Genomic DNA, 13,232 nt, shown 5'->3' with positions numbered 1-13,232 from the left:
CACCCCATGAAGATCGTTTCACAGCTCGACGCCGACGGCTATTTCGTCGGCCCCGTCAAGGCAGCGCGCTCACCCCTGGAGGTGGGTGTTTTCCATATCCCGCGCGGCGCGGTGGACGCGCCTCCGCCCGAGGTTCCACCTGGCCATCGTGCTCGGTGGGTGCCTGGATTCTGGGCCGCACCTGGTGATGGTGGCCAAGGAGGTGGCGAAGCGGTCTGGCGGCCCGGCAGCTGGGAATTCAGCCCACTGCCGGCACCGCCCGCGCTGCCGCCCTACGTGCCGCCCACGCCCGAGGCGCTGCAGGCCGATGCGCTGCGCCAGATCGACCACGACGTGGACCGGATCTACGCCGACGTGATCGGCTACCGCGCGACGGAGTACGAGGCGGCCGAGCGCGAGGCGCTGGCCTACCAGGCGGCGGGCTTCGCCGGCGAGGTGCCGCCCTCGGTGGCCAGCTGGGTGGCGGCCAGTGGCCTGGGGGCACAAGCCGCGGCGCTGAACATCCTGGAGGAGGCCGAGGCCTGGCGCACGGCCGCCCAGATGATCCGCGCGCAGCGGCTGCTGGCCAAGGCCGGTGTGCGCGCCGGCGAGATCTCGCAAAGCATGACCGCCTGGGGCGGCTTCGTTCAACAAATGCGCCTGGCGCTGGGGGTTTGACATGGATGCACTGGATTTTTCGCAGATGGCCCAACTGCTGGGCCTGTTCCTGCCCATGGGGCGCGAGGCGCTGGCATGGCTGGGCGCCGTGCCGTGGGGTGTGCGCATCCTGCTGCTGCTGTGGCTGCTCTGGGTGTTCTACCTGGCGGTGATGAACCTGCAGCGCGTGCACAAGGCCGGCAACCTCGGCCGCGTGGCGCTGGTGCTGGGCATTCCCGTGCTGGTGGTGGGCTTCGTGCTCGACGTGCTGGCCAACCTGGTGATCTTCACCGTGCTGCTGCTGGAGTGGCCACGGCGGGGCGAGTGGACGGTAACCGCGCGTCTCAAGCGCCACCACGGCGCCACCACCTGGCGCGCCCGCGTGGCGCAGTGGTTCGAGACCGAGCTGCTCGGCAGCTTCGACCCCAAAGGCACGCACATAAATTAATGTGATTCGCACAGGCCATGAACCGCAAGCAGCAGGTGCGCAAGGTGGAACAGGGATTCGAGGCCCTGGCGGCCTTCGCGGCGGGCAGCTGGTCGAATCTGGCCATCGTGGACCAGGTGAAGTCGCTGCAGCAGCTGGTTCGCCCGCTGTACGAGGTGCCAGAAACAGCGCACTGCGGCACGTGTGCCGCACGGGAAGAACTGGAGGCCGAGCGCCGGGCGCGCGGCCAGGTGGAAACGGGCTGGCCAGCGGCCGGCGAACGGTGGGGATGACCATGAAACTGAATCTGAAGCGCCTTCTTTCGCGGGTCCTGGCCTGTGTCATGGGCTACGGCATCGTGCTTGTGGCTGCGATGGTCTTGGCGCCGCCGGCTCACGGCCAGAGTGTTCCCCGCCCGGCCTGCTACGCCATGGTCAACGGCGTGCACGTGATGGTGCCGCGCGTGGTCTGGGGTGACCAGGCGCGGCACCTGTTCTGGGCCTGCTCGCCGCGCGGTGGCCCGCCGGAGATATACGGGTTCAGCTGCCGGCATGGCCACTGCCTGGAGGCCGCCCTGATCGAGGCCCAGAACGAGCTGATGCGGGCGACCGCCAAAGTGCGCACGGCCGACGCCCTGTGGGACCAGCTGGTGACGGTGGACTGCGGTGCTGCTGAAACCCTGGCCGCGGACACGCCCGATGGCGCCATGTGCCGCGAGCGGGTGGCGCTGATCAAGGCGCTGGGCCCTGGCTGGCTGCGCTAGAAGCGCCGAACGCGCGCGCGTCGGCGATGGCCTCCAGCGGGTCGTGGCCGTCGTAACGGTTGATGCCCTGTTCGGTGATCACGAAAACCCACCACACCTGCACGAAGGTCTGCGTGTTGGACTTGGAGCTGCCCGTGCGCGCGATGACCTCGGTGCCTTCGATCACCAGGCCGTGATCCGATACCCGAGACACCCGGGCCTTGATGAGCGGGCGCAGCACGTCCTGGGTGCCGTTGACCAGGCGCGCGGTGAGCCACTTTTCGTCGCCGCGGCTGTCCTTGGCCAGCAGCACGTTGCCCACCACGGGCGAATCCGGGCGCGGGAGCTTCACCCCCCTGGCTCGCGTGCAGTAAACCGATGCAAACATACTGTGCAAGCATACAGTAACCACCGGGAAGCCGCAGCGGCTATGCTGCGCGCATGTGCAACCTGTACACCACCCTGGATGGCGACGAGATCCTGCGCTACTTCCGCCGTGAGCCGCCGCGGCGCGACTACAAGCCCGCCATCGGCCCGCTGCAGGACGGCCCCTTCATCCGCGCCGGTGGCGAGGTGGTGGTGGGCCAGTGGGGCCTGATCCCATCGCCCTCCCCCACGCGCACGCCGTCCACGCCCGACGGCAAGCGCCGCCTGAGCACGAACAACTGCCGGCGCGAGGGCATGGCCAGGTCCTACGCCTTCGGGCCTTCCTGGCGGGCCGGCAGGCGCTGCCTGATCCCGGCCTGGGCCTTCGTGGAGCCCTACTACGCGCCCGGCGCGGCCAAGAGCGTGCGGTGGCAGTTTGCCCGGGCTGACGGCCAGCCCTGGGCCCTGGCGGGCCTGTGGAACGAGTGGACGGACCACCACAGCGGGGAGATCGTGCCCAGCTACACCATGATCACGCAGAACTGCGACGACCACCCGCTGCTGAAACTGATGCACAAGCCCGAGCTGGACGAGGCCGGCCAGCTGCTGGCCGTGCAGGACAAGCGCACCGTGGTGCCGATCGAGCAGGCCCACTGGGACACCTGGCTGCACGGCTCGGCCGACGAGGTGGAGGCCTTGATCGTGGTGCCTGAGCTGGGACTCTTCGAGCACGGGGCCATGAACCCGGCGCAGCAGATGTTTCTGCCCATCACGCTCTGAGCGAGCGCGCGTAACTCAGGACTGACTTACCTGAAGAGGGACAGCAGGGCCAGCTGTTTCTCCACGGGCATCTTGCGGAAGACCGCCAGCATCGCGCGGTCAAGCTCCGTCAACAGCTCAGCCTCTTGAGCTTCGTTCCTCGCATGCGCAGCGAGCACGACCACTGCCTGCTCCGGCGTGAGATGTGTATTCACACCATGCACCAGGCCATTGCGCAGCCTCTCGGTGATTTCCTTGCTAAGGCTCACCCCTTTGCCATTGGCGATCCGCACCAGTTCATTGCGCATCTCAGGCGGTAGCCGCAGCACCGTCGGGTGTACATCGCGCGCTTTGAACGTCTTGATTTCCATCTGTCGATTTTCACATCCATTCTCTGCCGCTGTACGTATTCACATGTATTCACTCAGCGTCAAAATATGTATCATGTGAATACACCGATGCCGGTGATTGAAAGGTTCGAACAGTGAGCACTGTGAAGAAAAAGGCGGACGAAACGCCGCCCGTTGTAGTCCGGTTCCCGGCTGCAGTTGTCAAGCGGCTGGACAAGGTCGCCGCACGCAATGGTCGCTCCCGTAGCAGCGAAGTGCGTCAACGCATCCTTGCCTCCTTGGCCGCCGAGGCCCGTTCATGAGTTCAGTTTGCACCCGCGACCTGGACTCGACCAGTGAATGCACATCGGGGGGCCACTGATGTCGAAGAAACCCGAAATCGGCGCCGCCAACCCCTTCGAGGCCTTCCGCAACGTCGTGTATCTGCACGACGTGCCCACGCTGGCCAGCGACATGGGCATGCGCCCGGGCACGCTCTACAACAAGGCCGACGCCGACCACGACAGCCACAACCAGCCCACGCTGCGCGACGTGGTGATGGTGACCCGCCTGAGTGGGGACATGCGCATCCTGGACGCACTGAACGAGATGTTCAACAGGGCGGCATTCGATGTGGCGCCCTATGCCTGCGCCAGCGACGCAGCGCTGCTCGAACTCATCACCAAGATGGGTGTGGAAAGCGGCGAGTTCCACGCGGCTGTGCGCCAAGCGCTGCTTGCCAAGAAATTCACTGCACCAGATCTGCAGCGGATCCGCGAGGAGGCCTTCGACCTGGTGGGCGCGCTCATGACCCTGGTGGCCAGGGTGGAGGGCCTGCTCGATGAGTGACCACACCACCATGCGGGCGCGCTTCGGCAACGCCGTGCACCGCCTGAACAGCACCACCCGCCCGGCGTTTGTGTCCGGGGTTCTGGTTTCACTTTTTGGCCGGCAGTTCGAGCAGGCCATGGAGAGGAGGCTGGCCGATGGACGAGCAGACCAACCCGCAAACCCCGAGTGCGCAGCAGCTGGCGCTGCCGATCGAGGAGCCCACCCTGCCGCTGGACCAGGTGCGTGCGATGCGCCGCCTGTTCATGCGCCGCTGGGTGCGCTGGCACCGCTGCAAGCGCTTCGAGGACGCGATGGCCGACCCGATCACGCGGCGGCTGCTGGCCCTGGCGGTGAGCCGCCCCCGAGCAGGCCGCAGCAGCGCCTGAACCGCACGTGAATGACGACGACACGCCTGCCTGGTCGCTTTCGGGCTGCGTGTGGGCGCTGGTGCTGGCCGGTGTGGTGTGCGCCGGCACGGCCCTCGATGTGGAAGAGCACACCGAACAACAAGGAGCGGATCATGGTGATGAGGCGGTATTTCCCGGAGAGCGAGCAGGCCCGGCTGCTGAACGCGGCGAAGGCCTGCGCGGACCCACTGGCCCAGCGCGACTATCACTGGATGGCCGCCCTGCTGCTCACGGGCATGCGCATTGGTGAGTTCAGCCGGCTGACCGTACCCCAGGTGGCGCTGGCGCTGCGCGTGGGCTGGCTGGTGAGCCGCCCCGAGGACTGCAAGGGCAAGCGCGGCAACGAATACGCGGTGACGATGCCGCTGCGCACGCACCTGCAGGCGCTGCTGAGCCTGGCCGATCGCCAGTACGACGGCAACGGCCGGCCCGAGCCGCTGGTGCCGGGGCGCTTTGGTGGCCACCTGACGCCGCGCAGCTACGAGCTGCGCATGAAGCACTGGATCCGGGAGGCGGGCCTGGACGAGCGCGCATCCCCCCACTGGATGCGCCACAGCCGGGGCATGAACATCGTGCGCCGCAGCCGCGCGCAGAGCCCGGGCATGGCGATGAAGGTGGCGCAGGCCGCGCTGGGCCACGCCAGCCTGAAGAGCACCGGCGTGTACTTGAACCTGAGCCGAGAGGAACTGGCGGCCGAGCTGCAGGCGGTGGACGGCGGTCGGCTGAAGAAGCGCCAGGCGCGCGCGCTGGCCGAAGAAATGGGGGTGGCGTGATGGCTGCATACAACCCCACGCAAGAGCAGATCGACGCGCTGGTTCACCTGTGGCTCATGGGCCAGCGCTACAGCAGCAGCGAGAAGGCCGCGGCCAACCTGCTGCTCGGCCTCTACAACGGCTTGCGCTTTCCATTCGATCTGACGGATTTGCGCCTGTTCGACGACTCCAACCTGCGCCGCGCGCTGCTGGTGCTGGAGATGGATGCGCGGCCCAAGGCCGAGGTGCATGTGCTGCTGGCGCACGCGCTGGGCGAAGAGCGCGGAACCATGGGCCTGCGCTTCGAATATCGGGCGCTCGACCTGCGGCTGAAGCGTGCGGCCAAGAAGGCAGACCTGGCACCGCGGCCAGCGCCGATGCGTTCTTTGGAAGAGGGCCTGTCATGAGCGCGCCGCAACACAAGCCCGGGAAGGCAATGAAGGTCTGGGTTGCCTTGGCCGCGCTGGTTTTCATTCTCGCGCTGGTCTACCTGGCGACGATTGTTTTGATGCTGGGAGGCTGAGATGGGTACCCAACACACGCCGGCCACGCGCCGGATTCAATCGCACCTCGAGCGCATGGAGCTCGAGCACCTGCGCACTCTCGTCGCCGAACAGGGCGACGAGCTCGAGGAGCTGCGCGAGCGGGTGTACAGCGCCGAGCGCTGCGCCGAATCCTGGCGCGACGACTACATGAACCTGCAAGAGCACCTGAACGACGGGACCGCCGACGTACGCCGCATCGGCCTCACCCAGTCGGGCGAGCTGCTGGTGGTGAGGGAAGGTGCCCTGCAATGAACGACTCCATCGAAACCAGCGAAGGCATGGCGCGGCCGTGGACTCGGCCTGTGGTGAGCGAAGGAACCGAAAGCGCACAGCGGGTGCTGAACACCGCGGGCTTGGAGGAGCAGCTCGGAGCAGCCTTCCGAGCGGTCATGCACGCCCTGCACCGCCTGCAGCAGGATCCGCGCTTGGCATACCTGGCTGGTCCGGGCTCACAACTCTGGGACCTGTTGACCGAGGCCAGCGCGCTGAAGGCGGGCGCCGATGTGCAGCAGCACCGCGCCGAGTTGGCCAATGGCCTGGCCGTGCAGCCCGTGCCACGGATCGGCGTGGTGAGCCGTGCGTTGTGCGCTTATGGCGAGCGATGCTTGTCCATCGACCCGGTGCTCTACGCCGCCATGGAGGCCTTCAACTCCGATGTGCACGACATGGAGCTTTCGGACGGGCTGTCGCAGGTGGTGAACCACTTTCTGAACTTGGGCGTGAACGCCGCCGAGCAGCTGCGCGACGCGCGCACCGAGGAGTTGTTCTGATGAGCACCACCCCCTACGACATGGTCGACGTGCGCCTGGTGGTGCGCGAGATCGAGCGCTACGAGCGCGTGGTGCGCATGCCGCGCGCCCTCTACGAGATGAACCGCAACCGCCTGGCCAGCGCCAGCCCGGCGGTGGTGGAAGAGGTGGCCAGCCTGATCGTCGATTGCTTCGTAGACGACCACGGCGACGACTTCAGCGAGTTGACCGAGATCGAGGCCTTCGCCCTGGTGGACGAGGAAGCCGTGCCCGACCTGGTGGTGGACGGCCCCGCAGCCGAGGGAGGTTGACCATGGAATTCAAGGTGACCCATGTGACGCCCCAGGGCGTGAAGCGGTGCATGGTGGTGCGCGGCGCGGTGAGCGTGGCGGCCGCCATGGAGTGGGTGGAGCAGCTGCTGGGCCCGGCCCGCACGCTGGCCGCGATCCACATCAAGCCCGCGCAGGAGGTGCAGTGATGGCGCGCGTGCTGATGTGGCGGGCCGCCTTCCTGGCGGCCGTGGCGGTGGGCGGGCTCATGACCGCGCTGATGTGGCTGCCTGGCCGCCTGCTGGCCGCAATGTGTGGCGCGATGGATGCGGCGGAGGTGCGCTGGATCCTCGCCTGCAGCGAGCGCCGCGTGGCTCTGCGCCGGCGCGTGAACCTGGCCGACCAGATTCGGCCGCTGCCTGGAGCTGGCGATGACTGCCGCTGATGGGCTGGAGATCCTGCACACCCGGGCCTACAAGGCCGCGCTGCGCCAGCTGATGGCCGCCGGCACCTGGGTGCCCCGCGAGGACCTGGCGGGTTGCGCGCAGAGCCCGGTGGCGCTGGAGGACGCACTGGCCGACCTGGTGATGCTGGGCCAGGCCGACTACCAGCAGGGCGCGGGTTACCGCATCAAGCAGCCCGCGGTGGTGCGCCAGGCGGCCAAGGCCCTGCTGGCGCAGCCGGATCTGCGGGAGCGGGTGGACCTGCGGCAAGTGCCCGGCGGCGTGCACCTGGGCATGGCCAGGCGCACGGGGCCCGGCGAGCTGGACGTGCTGATGTTCGGGATGGTGGTGCCGGCGCCGGATGGTGCGACGGATGGGGAGTGCCTGAGCCACGCGGCGGCCTTGCAGGCGACGGTGGGGCGGGCGTGGGACCAGGAGGAAAAGCGTGGACGAGCAGGTGTTTGACAAGGACGCGCGCGCCAGCGCGCCGGCGGCCGAGGTGGTGGGCAACCCTTTCATGGCGCTGATCGAGCGGGCGCCCGTGCGCAAGCCGGCCGGGCGTGGGATCACGCTGGTGCGCGCCGGGCGCGCGCTGAGGCCTGGCCAGCGCATCACCGCGCGCGGCATGCCCCCCGCGCTGGATGACGATGAAGCCGCGCAGCAGGAAGCTGCGGTGGCCAGGATGCGCCGCGAGCGCGCGCTGGCCTACTACCGCGCGCGGTACCAGCGGCTGAAGGCGGACCCCGCCGACCGGGCCCGGCGCAAGGCCTGGAACGAGCGCAACAAGGAATGGCGCCGCGAGTACCAGCGCGAGTGGCGCGACAGGAACCGGGAGGCCAGGAAGCTCTACAAGGCTGCCTGGCAGCGCCGCAAGCTGCTGACCGACGAAGAGCGTGCCGAGGCGCACAGGGCGGCCGGCCGTGCGTATTACGCGGCCAACCGCGAGCGCATTCTGGCGAAGAAGAAGGCGCAGCGAGCCGAGGCGAAGCGCCGGGCGGGTCAAGGGGGTGCGGCATGACGAAGTCGAGAGGCATCAACCGGCCGCGGCAACCCTGGACGAACGAGGACCTGGGCGCTCTGCGGCGGCTGTACCCGGACTTTTCTGCCGAGGTGGTGGCCACCGTTCTCAAGCGGACGAAGCACTCGGTTCACCGCATGGCCAAAAAGCTCGGCCTGGCCAAGAGCGCTGCCTTCCTGGCCAGCGACCTGTCGGGGCGCATTCGCCGTGGCAAGCAGAACCCACTGATGGTGGCCAACCAGTTCAAGCCCGGGATCGTTCCATGGAACAAGGGCAAGCACGTCGTCGCCGGCGGGCGCAGCGCCGAAACCCGGTTCAAGCCGGGCCAGATGCCGCACACCTGGATGCCGATTGGCAGCTACAGGGTGGTGAGGAACGCGCGGCGGCCTGAGCAGCTGCACGTCGAGCAGAAGGTGGCCGAGACACCCGGACCCAACCACCTGCGCTGGTCGCCCGTCACTCGGCTCGTGTGGGAGAAGGCTCACGGGCCAGTGCCTGAGGGCCACATCGTCATCTTCAAGCCGGGCATGAAAACCCTTGTACCCGAGGAGATCACCGAGGACCGCTTGGAGTGCATCACCAAGGCCGAGAACGCCAGGCGCAACCACCCGAGGTTCAGGGACCCGGAACTGGGCCGCCTGGTGGCCATCAAGGGCGCGATCACGCGCCAGGTCAAACGAATCAAACGCAACGCCGAGGAGCTGCAGCAGTGACAACCGAAACAACAACGCCGCACATGACGCAGATCCGCGAGCACCTTCTGGGGGTGCTGGGTGACCTGCGCGCCATGGGCCGTGATGGCAAGGCGCTCGACCCCGAGCAGGTGAAGGCCCAGGTGGCGCGGGCCAACGCCATGAAGGGCGTGGGCGACACGCTGATCGAATCGGCCAAGGTGGAGGTGGACTACATCCGCGCCACCGGCGCACCGAAGAGCGATTTTCTGGAGCCGGCTGTGGCAGCGCTGCCGCGGCCGTCCGAGACGCCCACCCCGCACAACCCGTTTCCGGTGAGCGTGCGCCACACGCTGGAGGGCTGAGGCATGACGATCAACGCCTACCCCCTTACCTGGCCGACAGGCTGGAAACGCACCGGGCCCGCCGATCGCCGCTTCGGCCACTTCGGCAAGATGACCAAGACCGGCGCCAGCAACTGGCGCAGCAAGACGGACATCTCGGTGGCCGAGGCCGTGCACCGCGTGCTGGCCGAGCTCAAGCGCATGGGCATCGAGCGCGACGATGTGGTCATCAGCACGAACCTGAAGACCCGACTGGACGGCCTGCCGCGCAGCGACCAGGGCCGCCCGGCCGACCCGGGTGTGGCGGTGTACTTCGAGGATATGGGGCGGCGGCGCTGCATCGCCGTCGACCAGTACACGACGGTGGAGGACAACCTGGCGGCAGTTGCCGCCACGCTCGAGGCCATGCGCGCCATCGAGCGCCACGGCGGCGCCGAGGTGCTGGACCGCGCCTTCACCGGCTTCGCGGCCTTGCCACCGCCCCGCCCTGACCGCCCATGGTGGGAAGTGCTGGGGCTGGACCCGACCTCGTCGAAGGATGAGATCCGCGCGGCGTACCGCCGGCTGGTGAGCACCGTGCACGAGGCCAAGGGCGGCACCCAGGAACAGATGGCCGAGCTCAACGTGGCGCGCGATCGGGGGCTGGCTGCATGAGCACCACCGCGAGTCCTTTTCCGCAGATGGTCAGCGCGCTGGCCAGCCCGGTGCGCGCGAGCTGGCCGTTCGACCTGCCCGAGCGCAAGGAAGACCGCCAGGCACAGACATCGCGCACCGAGCAGATCCGCCAGCTGCTGCGCATGAGCGGCCCCTTGAGCGCCTTGAACATCGCCGCGCAGGTTGAGCTGGAGCGCCCTGCCCTGGTGAGCGCCTTGCTCAAGGTGGATCTGCAGCGCGGGCGCGTGCGGCGCATCGGCCCGCTCTACGACTGGAACCACGGCTTCGACGAAGCACTGGCGCGCGAGTTGGGTGCGGCCGCGCGCCTGTTGCGCACTCACGGGTTCACGGTGCGGAGGGCCTCATGACCGCACAGCAATGGCTTGAACTGGCCTCGGCCACGCTGGGCGTGGCGGGGTCCCTACTGCTGGCCACGAAGTGCCGCGGCGCGGGCTGGGCCTTCGTGATCTGGCTGGCCAGCAATGTCGGGTGGATCGCTTTCGGGGCAGCACAGGGCCTGTGGTTCCTGGTGCTGCAACACGCCGTGTTCGCCGCCACGAGCGTGCTCGGCATCTGGACCTGGCTGGCGCTTCCGGCGCTGGCGCGGGCTCGACAACGAACGGGAGGATGACGATGGATGGGGACTTTGATCTGGAGCTGGACGACGGCGCCGGCGACGACGATGAGCACGCCGCGGCGATCGTGGCGTGCCTGGGCGATGACGCCGCGCACCTGCGCCTGGAGAACCCGGAGAGCGAGATCGCGGACAACATGGACGAGGCGGCCTTGCTGATCGAGCTGCTGCGGGGCCGGGTGGCGCTGCTCGAGCGCGAGAAGGACGGCGCCTACCTGGAGCGCAACCAGGTGGTGGCAGCGCTGGCCAAGTGCTTCCCGGCCGGGGTGGCGCGCACCGCGATCGAGGGCTGGAGCGAGGACTGGCATGGCTGCGTTTTCATCGACCTGCCCACGGGCCAGGCGAGCTGGCACTACCACGAGAGCCAGGCGCACCTCTTCGCTGGCCAGGCGCCCTACCCCGGCGCCTGGGATGGGCACACCACGGCCGAGAAATACGAGCGCCTGGCGCAGCTGAAGCCACTGCCCTGGCGGGCTGGTCTGGTGCCGGCGGGCTGGCTCGCGTCCGGCATGCACCTGATCACCCATGAGGAGGTCCGCCTGGCGAAGGAAGCGGGCTTCGAGGTGAGCGAGGTTTTCAAGGTGAAGGGAGGTGCGTGATGCCTGGAATACCCGCCATGCTGGCGCCGCTCACGGTTCCTGACCCCGCCGGCCGAAACATGCGCTGGCACCTGTACAGCGTCGAGTTCGATTCCCCCGATGGCTGCTTCATGTTTCAGATCTACGCGATCAGCGAGGAGCACGCGCAGCTGCAGGTGCAGGCCATACGTGAGACGGCACGCCTGTGCGGCCGGGTCGTGGCGATCGGGAGGAAGACGTCATGAGCCGCCAATGTGACGCCTTCAAATGCCCGGCAACGGTGGCCACCGGCCGCTTCATGTGCAGCCGCCACTGGCGCCTGGTACCGACCGCCATCCAGCAGACGATCAACACGCGGTACCGAGCTGGCCGAAAAGACTTCGCGTTTCTGAGCGACGTGGCCTACCTGCAGGCCTGCGTCGACGCGATCAACCACCTGGCCAGGGGTGACGGCCACACCCAGGGCGATGTGATCGGCGACAGCTCCAGCTATGGCCGACTGCTGCGCGCAGCGCTGCGAAAGGATTCAACCTCATGAGCGCGAACAGCAAGATCGAGTGGACGGACCACACGTTCAATCCGTGGATTGGCTGCACACAGGTCAGCCCGGGCTGCGACGGCTGCTACGCCAAGGCCTGGGACAGGCGCTTTGCGGTCAGTGGCAACGCCATGCGCTGGGGGGCCGGCGTCAAACGCACGCGCACCAGCGCTGCCAACTGGCGCCAGCCGCTCAAGTGGAACAAGGCACACGCGGCGTTCTTCGCTGTGCACGGCCGCCGCCAGCGTGTGTTCTGCGCCAGCCTGGCCGACGTGTTCGACAACGAAGTCGATCCCATGTGGCGTGCCGACCTTTTCCAGCTGATCAGCGAGACGCCGAATCTCGACTGGCTGCTGCTCACGAAGCGAATCGGCAACGCGCGCAGCATGCTGCCGGTTTGGTATGAAGATCCAGCGGCTTGGCCCGAGAGCATCAGCGCCCACGCAAATGTCTGGATCGGCGCCACCATCTGCAACCAGGCCGAGGCCGACCGCGACATCCCCAAGCTGCTGCAGGTGCCAGCGCGCGTGCGCTTTCTGAGCATGGAGCCGTTGCTGGGGCCAGTGGATCTCACCGACATCAGCGATGGCCATGCTGACCGCGACATTCCGCGCGACTACTGGGAAGAAGGGTTCGACACCGAGGACAGCCCGCCAGCGGTGGGCCATAACGCACTCACAGGCGAACGGTGGCAGCGGTTCGGTGAGTGGCGCGAGGATGGCCCGCGCGTCGACTGGGTCATCGTCGGCGGCGAGAGCGGCCCCAACGCGCGGCCCATGCACCCGAGTTGGGCACGGAGCCTGCGCGACCAGTGCGCGGCCGCCGGCGTGCCGTTCCTGTTCAAGCAGTGGGGAGAGTGGATGCCCCCGGAGTCACGCAGCACCCCATATGCTGCCAAGGACTGGCGCGATGTCGTTGACACCACCGGGCAAGTCCGCCCGATCGCCTGGGTAGGTGATCGTGTGCTGGAGTCATCGCGGCAGGTGGTCAGAGTGGGTAAGAAGGCCGCGGGCCGCCTGCTCGATGGTCGCGAGTGGAACGAGGTGCCGCCATGCTCCTGAACTTCCAACGAGTGTTCGCCCGCTCGGTCTGGGAGGGCAAGAAGCGCCAGACCATCCGATCCGCTGGCCAGCGCCAGCACGTGCCGGCGATCGGTGACACCGCCCACTGCTACACCGGGCTGCGTACGCGCCGCACGCTCAAGCTCGGCAGCTGGCCGATCGAGCGCGTGGATGTGCTGCGCATGGACGTGGGCCACTGGGGCCTGCGCAATGCGCTGCTGGGTGCCCAGCCCTTGAGCCACTGGGAGCTGATGAACCTTGCAGTGGCGGACGGTTTCGCTTCCTCGCAGGCCATGGGTCGCTGGTTTGCGGCGAACCACCCGCCCGGCGAGTTCTATGGCTGGGTGATCGGGTGAGCCTGGTCTGCCCCTGAGCCGCAGGTGCTCGCTTTCCCGGACGGCACTCCCTTCACTGCCTGACTTCGCCTTTCCCGCGCGGCGCCGGCGCGGCTTGTTCGTTTTTCACCTACAACAATGACA

At 67.9% G+C, this 13,232-nt stretch carries 29 protein-coding genes; 27 read left to right on the top strand and 2 right to left on the bottom strand.

Annotation, left to right across the window (positions count from 1 at the left end; translation table 11 throughout):
- Nucleotides 1–6: 6 nt before the first annotated feature.
- Genes AB7P10_RS16755 through AB7P10_RS16740 form a run of 4 tightly spaced genes read left to right on the top strand, consistent with a single transcriptional unit; the run spans nucleotide 7 to nucleotide 1,826 of the window.
- Nucleotides 7–657 carry a hypothetical protein gene (locus AB7P10_RS16755; RefSeq protein ID WP_428294993.1) on the top strand — a complete coding sequence of 217 codons (651 nt, stop codon included), beginning with the start codon at nucleotides 7–9 and terminating at the stop codon, nucleotides 655–657.
- A 1-nt stretch (nucleotide 658) separates the two neighbouring features.
- On the top strand, nucleotides 659–1,084 hold the full coding sequence (locus AB7P10_RS16750) for a hypothetical protein (protein WP_428294992.1): 426 nt from the start codon (nucleotides 659–661) through the stop codon (nucleotides 1,082–1,084).
- A gap of 17 nt (nucleotides 1,085–1,101) precedes the next feature.
- The gene (locus AB7P10_RS16745) at nucleotides 1,102–1,356 is read left to right on the top strand and encodes a hypothetical protein (RefSeq protein WP_428294991.1); all 255 of its coding nucleotides are present in this window, start codon (nucleotides 1,102–1,104) and stop codon (nucleotides 1,354–1,356) included.
- 2 nt (nucleotides 1,357–1,358) lie between these two features.
- Entirely contained in the window at nucleotides 1,359–1,826 is a 468-nt protein-coding gene (locus tag AB7P10_RS16740; protein ID WP_428294990.1) for a hypothetical protein, read from the top strand.
- Here the strand turns inward: AB7P10_RS16740 and AB7P10_RS16735 are convergent.
- Complete coding sequence (locus tag AB7P10_RS16735; RefSeq protein WP_428294989.1) at nucleotides 1,795–2,157, bottom strand: hypothetical protein; 363 nt, start codon at nucleotides 2,155–2,157, stop codon at nucleotides 1,795–1,797. The genes AB7P10_RS16740 and AB7P10_RS16735 overlap by 32 nt on opposite strands.
- An 89-nt stretch (nucleotides 2,158–2,246) precedes the next feature.
- On the opposite strand from AB7P10_RS16735, the gene AB7P10_RS16730 reads away from it, so the two are divergent.
- A complete protein-coding gene (locus AB7P10_RS16730) occupies nucleotides 2,247–2,951 on the top strand; it encodes an SOS response-associated peptidase (protein ID WP_428294988.1) in 705 nt (234 codons plus the stop codon).
- Nucleotides 2,952–2,977: 26 nt separating this feature from the next.
- On the opposite strand, the gene AB7P10_RS16725 is transcribed toward AB7P10_RS16730, so the two are convergent.
- The gene (locus tag AB7P10_RS16725) at nucleotides 2,978–3,301 is read right to left on the bottom strand and encodes a hypothetical protein (protein WP_428294987.1); all 324 of its coding nucleotides are present in this window, start codon (nucleotides 3,299–3,301) and stop codon (nucleotides 2,978–2,980) included.
- Nucleotides 3,302–3,414: 113 nt separating this feature from the next.
- Between AB7P10_RS16725 and AB7P10_RS16720 the strand changes: the two genes are divergently transcribed.
- From AB7P10_RS16720 to AB7P10_RS16615, 22 genes are all read left to right on the top strand, one after another.
- A complete protein-coding gene (locus tag AB7P10_RS16720; RefSeq protein WP_428294986.1) occupies nucleotides 3,415–3,582 on the top strand; it encodes an Arc family DNA-binding protein in 168 nt (55 codons plus the stop codon).
- A gap of 58 nt (nucleotides 3,583–3,640) precedes the next feature.
- The gene (locus tag AB7P10_RS16715; protein WP_428294985.1) at nucleotides 3,641–4,108 is read left to right on the top strand and encodes a phage regulatory CII family protein; all 468 of its coding nucleotides are present in this window, start codon (nucleotides 3,641–3,643) and stop codon (nucleotides 4,106–4,108) included.
- A gap of 137 nt (nucleotides 4,109–4,245) precedes the next feature.
- Nucleotides 4,246–4,476 (top strand): hypothetical protein, encoded by a 231-nt coding sequence (locus AB7P10_RS16710; protein ID WP_428294984.1) that lies wholly within the window; start codon nucleotides 4,246–4,248, stop codon nucleotides 4,474–4,476.
- A 140-nt stretch (nucleotides 4,477–4,616) separates the two neighbouring features.
- Complete coding sequence (locus tag AB7P10_RS16705) at nucleotides 4,617–5,270, top strand: tyrosine-type recombinase/integrase (protein ID WP_428294983.1); 654 nt, start codon at nucleotides 4,617–4,619, stop codon at nucleotides 5,268–5,270.
- Nucleotides 5,270–5,656 carry a DUF7673 family protein gene (locus tag AB7P10_RS16700; protein ID WP_428294982.1) on the top strand — a complete coding sequence of 129 codons (387 nt, stop codon included), beginning with the start codon at nucleotides 5,270–5,272 and terminating at the stop codon, nucleotides 5,654–5,656. The genes AB7P10_RS16705 and AB7P10_RS16700 overlap by 1 nt, the downstream gene beginning before the upstream one ends.
- 117 nt (nucleotides 5,657–5,773) lie before the next feature.
- Nucleotides 5,774–6,046 (top strand): hypothetical protein, encoded by a 273-nt coding sequence (locus tag AB7P10_RS16695; protein ID WP_428294981.1) that lies wholly within the window; start codon nucleotides 5,774–5,776, stop codon nucleotides 6,044–6,046.
- Nucleotides 6,043–6,564, top strand: a complete 522-nt coding sequence (locus AB7P10_RS16690) for a hypothetical protein (protein WP_428294980.1) — start codon at nucleotides 6,043–6,045, stop codon at nucleotides 6,562–6,564. Before AB7P10_RS16695 ends, AB7P10_RS16690 begins: the two co-directional genes overlap by 4 nt.
- Entirely contained in the window at nucleotides 6,564–6,854 is a 291-nt protein-coding gene (locus tag AB7P10_RS16685; RefSeq protein WP_428294979.1) for a hypothetical protein, read from the top strand. Before AB7P10_RS16690 ends, AB7P10_RS16685 begins: the two co-directional genes overlap by 1 nt.
- A gap of 2 nt (nucleotides 6,855–6,856) precedes the next feature.
- Nucleotides 6,857–7,021, top strand: coding sequence for a hypothetical protein (locus AB7P10_RS16680; RefSeq protein ID WP_428294978.1), 165 nt, complete (start codon nucleotides 6,857–6,859; stop codon nucleotides 7,019–7,021).
- Nucleotides 7,021–7,257, top strand: coding sequence for a hypothetical protein (locus tag AB7P10_RS16675; protein WP_428294977.1), 237 nt, complete (start codon nucleotides 7,021–7,023; stop codon nucleotides 7,255–7,257). The genes AB7P10_RS16680 and AB7P10_RS16675 overlap by 1 nt, the downstream gene beginning before the upstream one ends.
- A complete protein-coding gene (locus tag AB7P10_RS16670; RefSeq protein WP_428294976.1) occupies nucleotides 7,244–7,720 on the top strand; it encodes a hypothetical protein in 477 nt (158 codons plus the stop codon). Before AB7P10_RS16675 ends, AB7P10_RS16670 begins: the two co-directional genes overlap by 14 nt.
- Nucleotides 7,701–8,273: a hypothetical protein gene (locus AB7P10_RS16665; protein ID WP_428294975.1), complete on the top strand. Its 573-nt coding sequence runs from the start codon at nucleotides 7,701–7,703 to the stop codon at nucleotides 8,271–8,273. Before AB7P10_RS16670 ends, AB7P10_RS16665 begins: the two co-directional genes overlap by 20 nt.
- Nucleotides 8,270–8,986, top strand: coding sequence for an HNH endonuclease (locus AB7P10_RS16660; protein ID WP_428294974.1), 717 nt, complete (start codon nucleotides 8,270–8,272; stop codon nucleotides 8,984–8,986). Before AB7P10_RS16665 ends, AB7P10_RS16660 begins: the two co-directional genes overlap by 4 nt.
- Nucleotides 8,987–9,009: 23 nt before the next feature.
- Complete coding sequence (locus AB7P10_RS16655) at nucleotides 9,010–9,309, top strand: hypothetical protein (RefSeq protein ID WP_428294973.1); 300 nt, start codon at nucleotides 9,010–9,012, stop codon at nucleotides 9,307–9,309.
- Nucleotides 9,310–9,312: 3 nt separating this feature from the next.
- On the top strand, nucleotides 9,313–9,942 hold the full coding sequence (locus AB7P10_RS16650; RefSeq protein WP_428294972.1) for a hypothetical protein: 630 nt from the start codon (nucleotides 9,313–9,315) through the stop codon (nucleotides 9,940–9,942).
- Nucleotides 9,939–10,310 carry a hypothetical protein gene (locus AB7P10_RS16645; protein WP_428294971.1) on the top strand — a complete coding sequence of 124 codons (372 nt, stop codon included), beginning with the start codon at nucleotides 9,939–9,941 and terminating at the stop codon, nucleotides 10,308–10,310. Before AB7P10_RS16650 ends, AB7P10_RS16645 begins: the two co-directional genes overlap by 4 nt.
- A complete protein-coding gene (locus AB7P10_RS16640; RefSeq protein WP_428294970.1) occupies nucleotides 10,307–10,573 on the top strand; it encodes a hypothetical protein in 267 nt (88 codons plus the stop codon). The genes AB7P10_RS16645 and AB7P10_RS16640 overlap by 4 nt, the downstream gene beginning before the upstream one ends.
- Nucleotides 10,570–11,175: a hypothetical protein gene (locus tag AB7P10_RS16635; RefSeq protein WP_428294969.1), complete on the top strand. Its 606-nt coding sequence runs from the start codon at nucleotides 10,570–10,572 to the stop codon at nucleotides 11,173–11,175. The genes AB7P10_RS16640 and AB7P10_RS16635 overlap by 4 nt, the downstream gene beginning before the upstream one ends.
- Nucleotides 11,175–11,399, top strand: a complete 225-nt coding sequence (locus AB7P10_RS16630) for a hypothetical protein (protein WP_428294968.1) — start codon at nucleotides 11,175–11,177, stop codon at nucleotides 11,397–11,399. Before AB7P10_RS16635 ends, AB7P10_RS16630 begins: the two co-directional genes overlap by 1 nt.
- The gene (locus AB7P10_RS16625; protein WP_428294967.1) at nucleotides 11,396–11,692 is read left to right on the top strand and encodes a hypothetical protein; all 297 of its coding nucleotides are present in this window, start codon (nucleotides 11,396–11,398) and stop codon (nucleotides 11,690–11,692) included. Before AB7P10_RS16630 ends, AB7P10_RS16625 begins: the two co-directional genes overlap by 4 nt.
- Entirely contained in the window at nucleotides 11,689–12,753 is a 1,065-nt protein-coding gene (locus AB7P10_RS16620) for a phage Gp37/Gp68 family protein (RefSeq protein ID WP_428294966.1), read from the top strand. Before AB7P10_RS16625 ends, AB7P10_RS16620 begins: the two co-directional genes overlap by 4 nt.
- Complete coding sequence (locus AB7P10_RS16615; RefSeq protein ID WP_428294965.1) at nucleotides 12,744–13,109, top strand: hypothetical protein; 366 nt, start codon at nucleotides 12,744–12,746, stop codon at nucleotides 13,107–13,109. The genes AB7P10_RS16620 and AB7P10_RS16615 overlap by 10 nt, the downstream gene beginning before the upstream one ends.
- The last annotated feature ends 123 nt before the right edge of the window (nucleotides 13,110–13,232 follow it).

Source organism: Hydrogenophaga sp. (assembly GCF_050182545.1).
Taxonomy (GTDB): domain Bacteria; phylum Pseudomonadota; class Gammaproteobacteria; order Burkholderiales; family Burkholderiaceae_C; genus Hydrogenophaga.
This window is presented reverse-complemented; position numbering and strand designations above follow the sequence as displayed.

Excerpts from the sequence above, each read along its gene's own strand:
- AB7P10_RS16755 (WP_428294993.1), top strand. The coding sequence starts at position 7 with ATGAAGATCGTTTCACAGCTCGACGCCGACGGCTATTTCGTCGGCCCC.
- AB7P10_RS16750 (WP_428294992.1), top strand. The coding sequence starts at position 659 with ATGGATGCACTGGATTTTTCGCAGATGGCCCAACTGCTGGGCCTGTTC.
- AB7P10_RS16745 (WP_428294991.1), top strand. The coding sequence starts at position 1,102 with ATGAACCGCAAGCAGCAGGTGCGCAAGGTGGAACAGGGATTCGAGGCC.
- AB7P10_RS16740 (WP_428294990.1), top strand. The coding sequence starts at position 1,359 with ATGAAACTGAATCTGAAGCGCCTTCTTTCGCGGGTCCTGGCCTGTGTC.
- AB7P10_RS16730 (WP_428294988.1), top strand. The coding sequence starts at position 2,247 with ATGTGCAACCTGTACACCACCCTGGATGGCGACGAGATCCTGCGCTAC.
- AB7P10_RS16725 (WP_428294987.1), bottom strand. The coding sequence starts at position 3,301 with ATGGAAATCAAGACGTTCAAAGCGCGCGATGTACACCCGACGGTGCTG.
- AB7P10_RS16715 (WP_428294985.1), top strand. The coding sequence starts at position 3,641 with ATGTCGAAGAAACCCGAAATCGGCGCCGCCAACCCCTTCGAGGCCTTC.
- AB7P10_RS16710 (WP_428294984.1), top strand. The coding sequence starts at position 4,246 with ATGGACGAGCAGACCAACCCGCAAACCCCGAGTGCGCAGCAGCTGGCG.
- AB7P10_RS16705 (WP_428294983.1), top strand. The coding sequence starts at position 4,617 with ATGAGGCGGTATTTCCCGGAGAGCGAGCAGGCCCGGCTGCTGAACGCG.
- AB7P10_RS16700 (WP_428294982.1), top strand. The coding sequence starts at position 5,270 with ATGGCTGCATACAACCCCACGCAAGAGCAGATCGACGCGCTGGTTCAC.
- AB7P10_RS16695 (WP_428294981.1), top strand. The coding sequence starts at position 5,774 with ATGGGTACCCAACACACGCCGGCCACGCGCCGGATTCAATCGCACCTC.
- AB7P10_RS16690 (WP_428294980.1), top strand. The coding sequence starts at position 6,043 with ATGAACGACTCCATCGAAACCAGCGAAGGCATGGCGCGGCCGTGGACT.
- AB7P10_RS16685 (WP_428294979.1), top strand. The coding sequence starts at position 6,564 with ATGAGCACCACCCCCTACGACATGGTCGACGTGCGCCTGGTGGTGCGC.
- AB7P10_RS16680 (WP_428294978.1), top strand. The coding sequence starts at position 6,857 with ATGGAATTCAAGGTGACCCATGTGACGCCCCAGGGCGTGAAGCGGTGC.
- AB7P10_RS16675 (WP_428294977.1), top strand. The coding sequence starts at position 7,021 with ATGGCGCGCGTGCTGATGTGGCGGGCCGCCTTCCTGGCGGCCGTGGCG.
- AB7P10_RS16670 (WP_428294976.1), top strand. The coding sequence starts at position 7,244 with ATGACTGCCGCTGATGGGCTGGAGATCCTGCACACCCGGGCCTACAAG.
- AB7P10_RS16660 (WP_428294974.1), top strand. The coding sequence starts at position 8,270 with ATGACGAAGTCGAGAGGCATCAACCGGCCGCGGCAACCCTGGACGAAC.
- AB7P10_RS16655 (WP_428294973.1), top strand. The coding sequence starts at position 9,010 with ATGACGCAGATCCGCGAGCACCTTCTGGGGGTGCTGGGTGACCTGCGC.
- AB7P10_RS16650 (WP_428294972.1), top strand. The coding sequence starts at position 9,313 with ATGACGATCAACGCCTACCCCCTTACCTGGCCGACAGGCTGGAAACGC.
- AB7P10_RS16645 (WP_428294971.1), top strand. The coding sequence starts at position 9,939 with ATGAGCACCACCGCGAGTCCTTTTCCGCAGATGGTCAGCGCGCTGGCC.
- AB7P10_RS16640 (WP_428294970.1), top strand. The coding sequence starts at position 10,307 with ATGACCGCACAGCAATGGCTTGAACTGGCCTCGGCCACGCTGGGCGTG.
- AB7P10_RS16635 (WP_428294969.1), top strand. The coding sequence starts at position 10,570 with ATGACGATGGATGGGGACTTTGATCTGGAGCTGGACGACGGCGCCGGC.
- AB7P10_RS16630 (WP_428294968.1), top strand. The coding sequence starts at position 11,175 with ATGCCTGGAATACCCGCCATGCTGGCGCCGCTCACGGTTCCTGACCCC.
- AB7P10_RS16625 (WP_428294967.1), top strand. The coding sequence starts at position 11,396 with ATGAGCCGCCAATGTGACGCCTTCAAATGCCCGGCAACGGTGGCCACC.
- AB7P10_RS16620 (WP_428294966.1), top strand. The coding sequence starts at position 11,689 with ATGAGCGCGAACAGCAAGATCGAGTGGACGGACCACACGTTCAATCCG.
- AB7P10_RS16615 (WP_428294965.1), top strand. The coding sequence starts at position 12,744 with ATGCTCCTGAACTTCCAACGAGTGTTCGCCCGCTCGGTCTGGGAGGGC.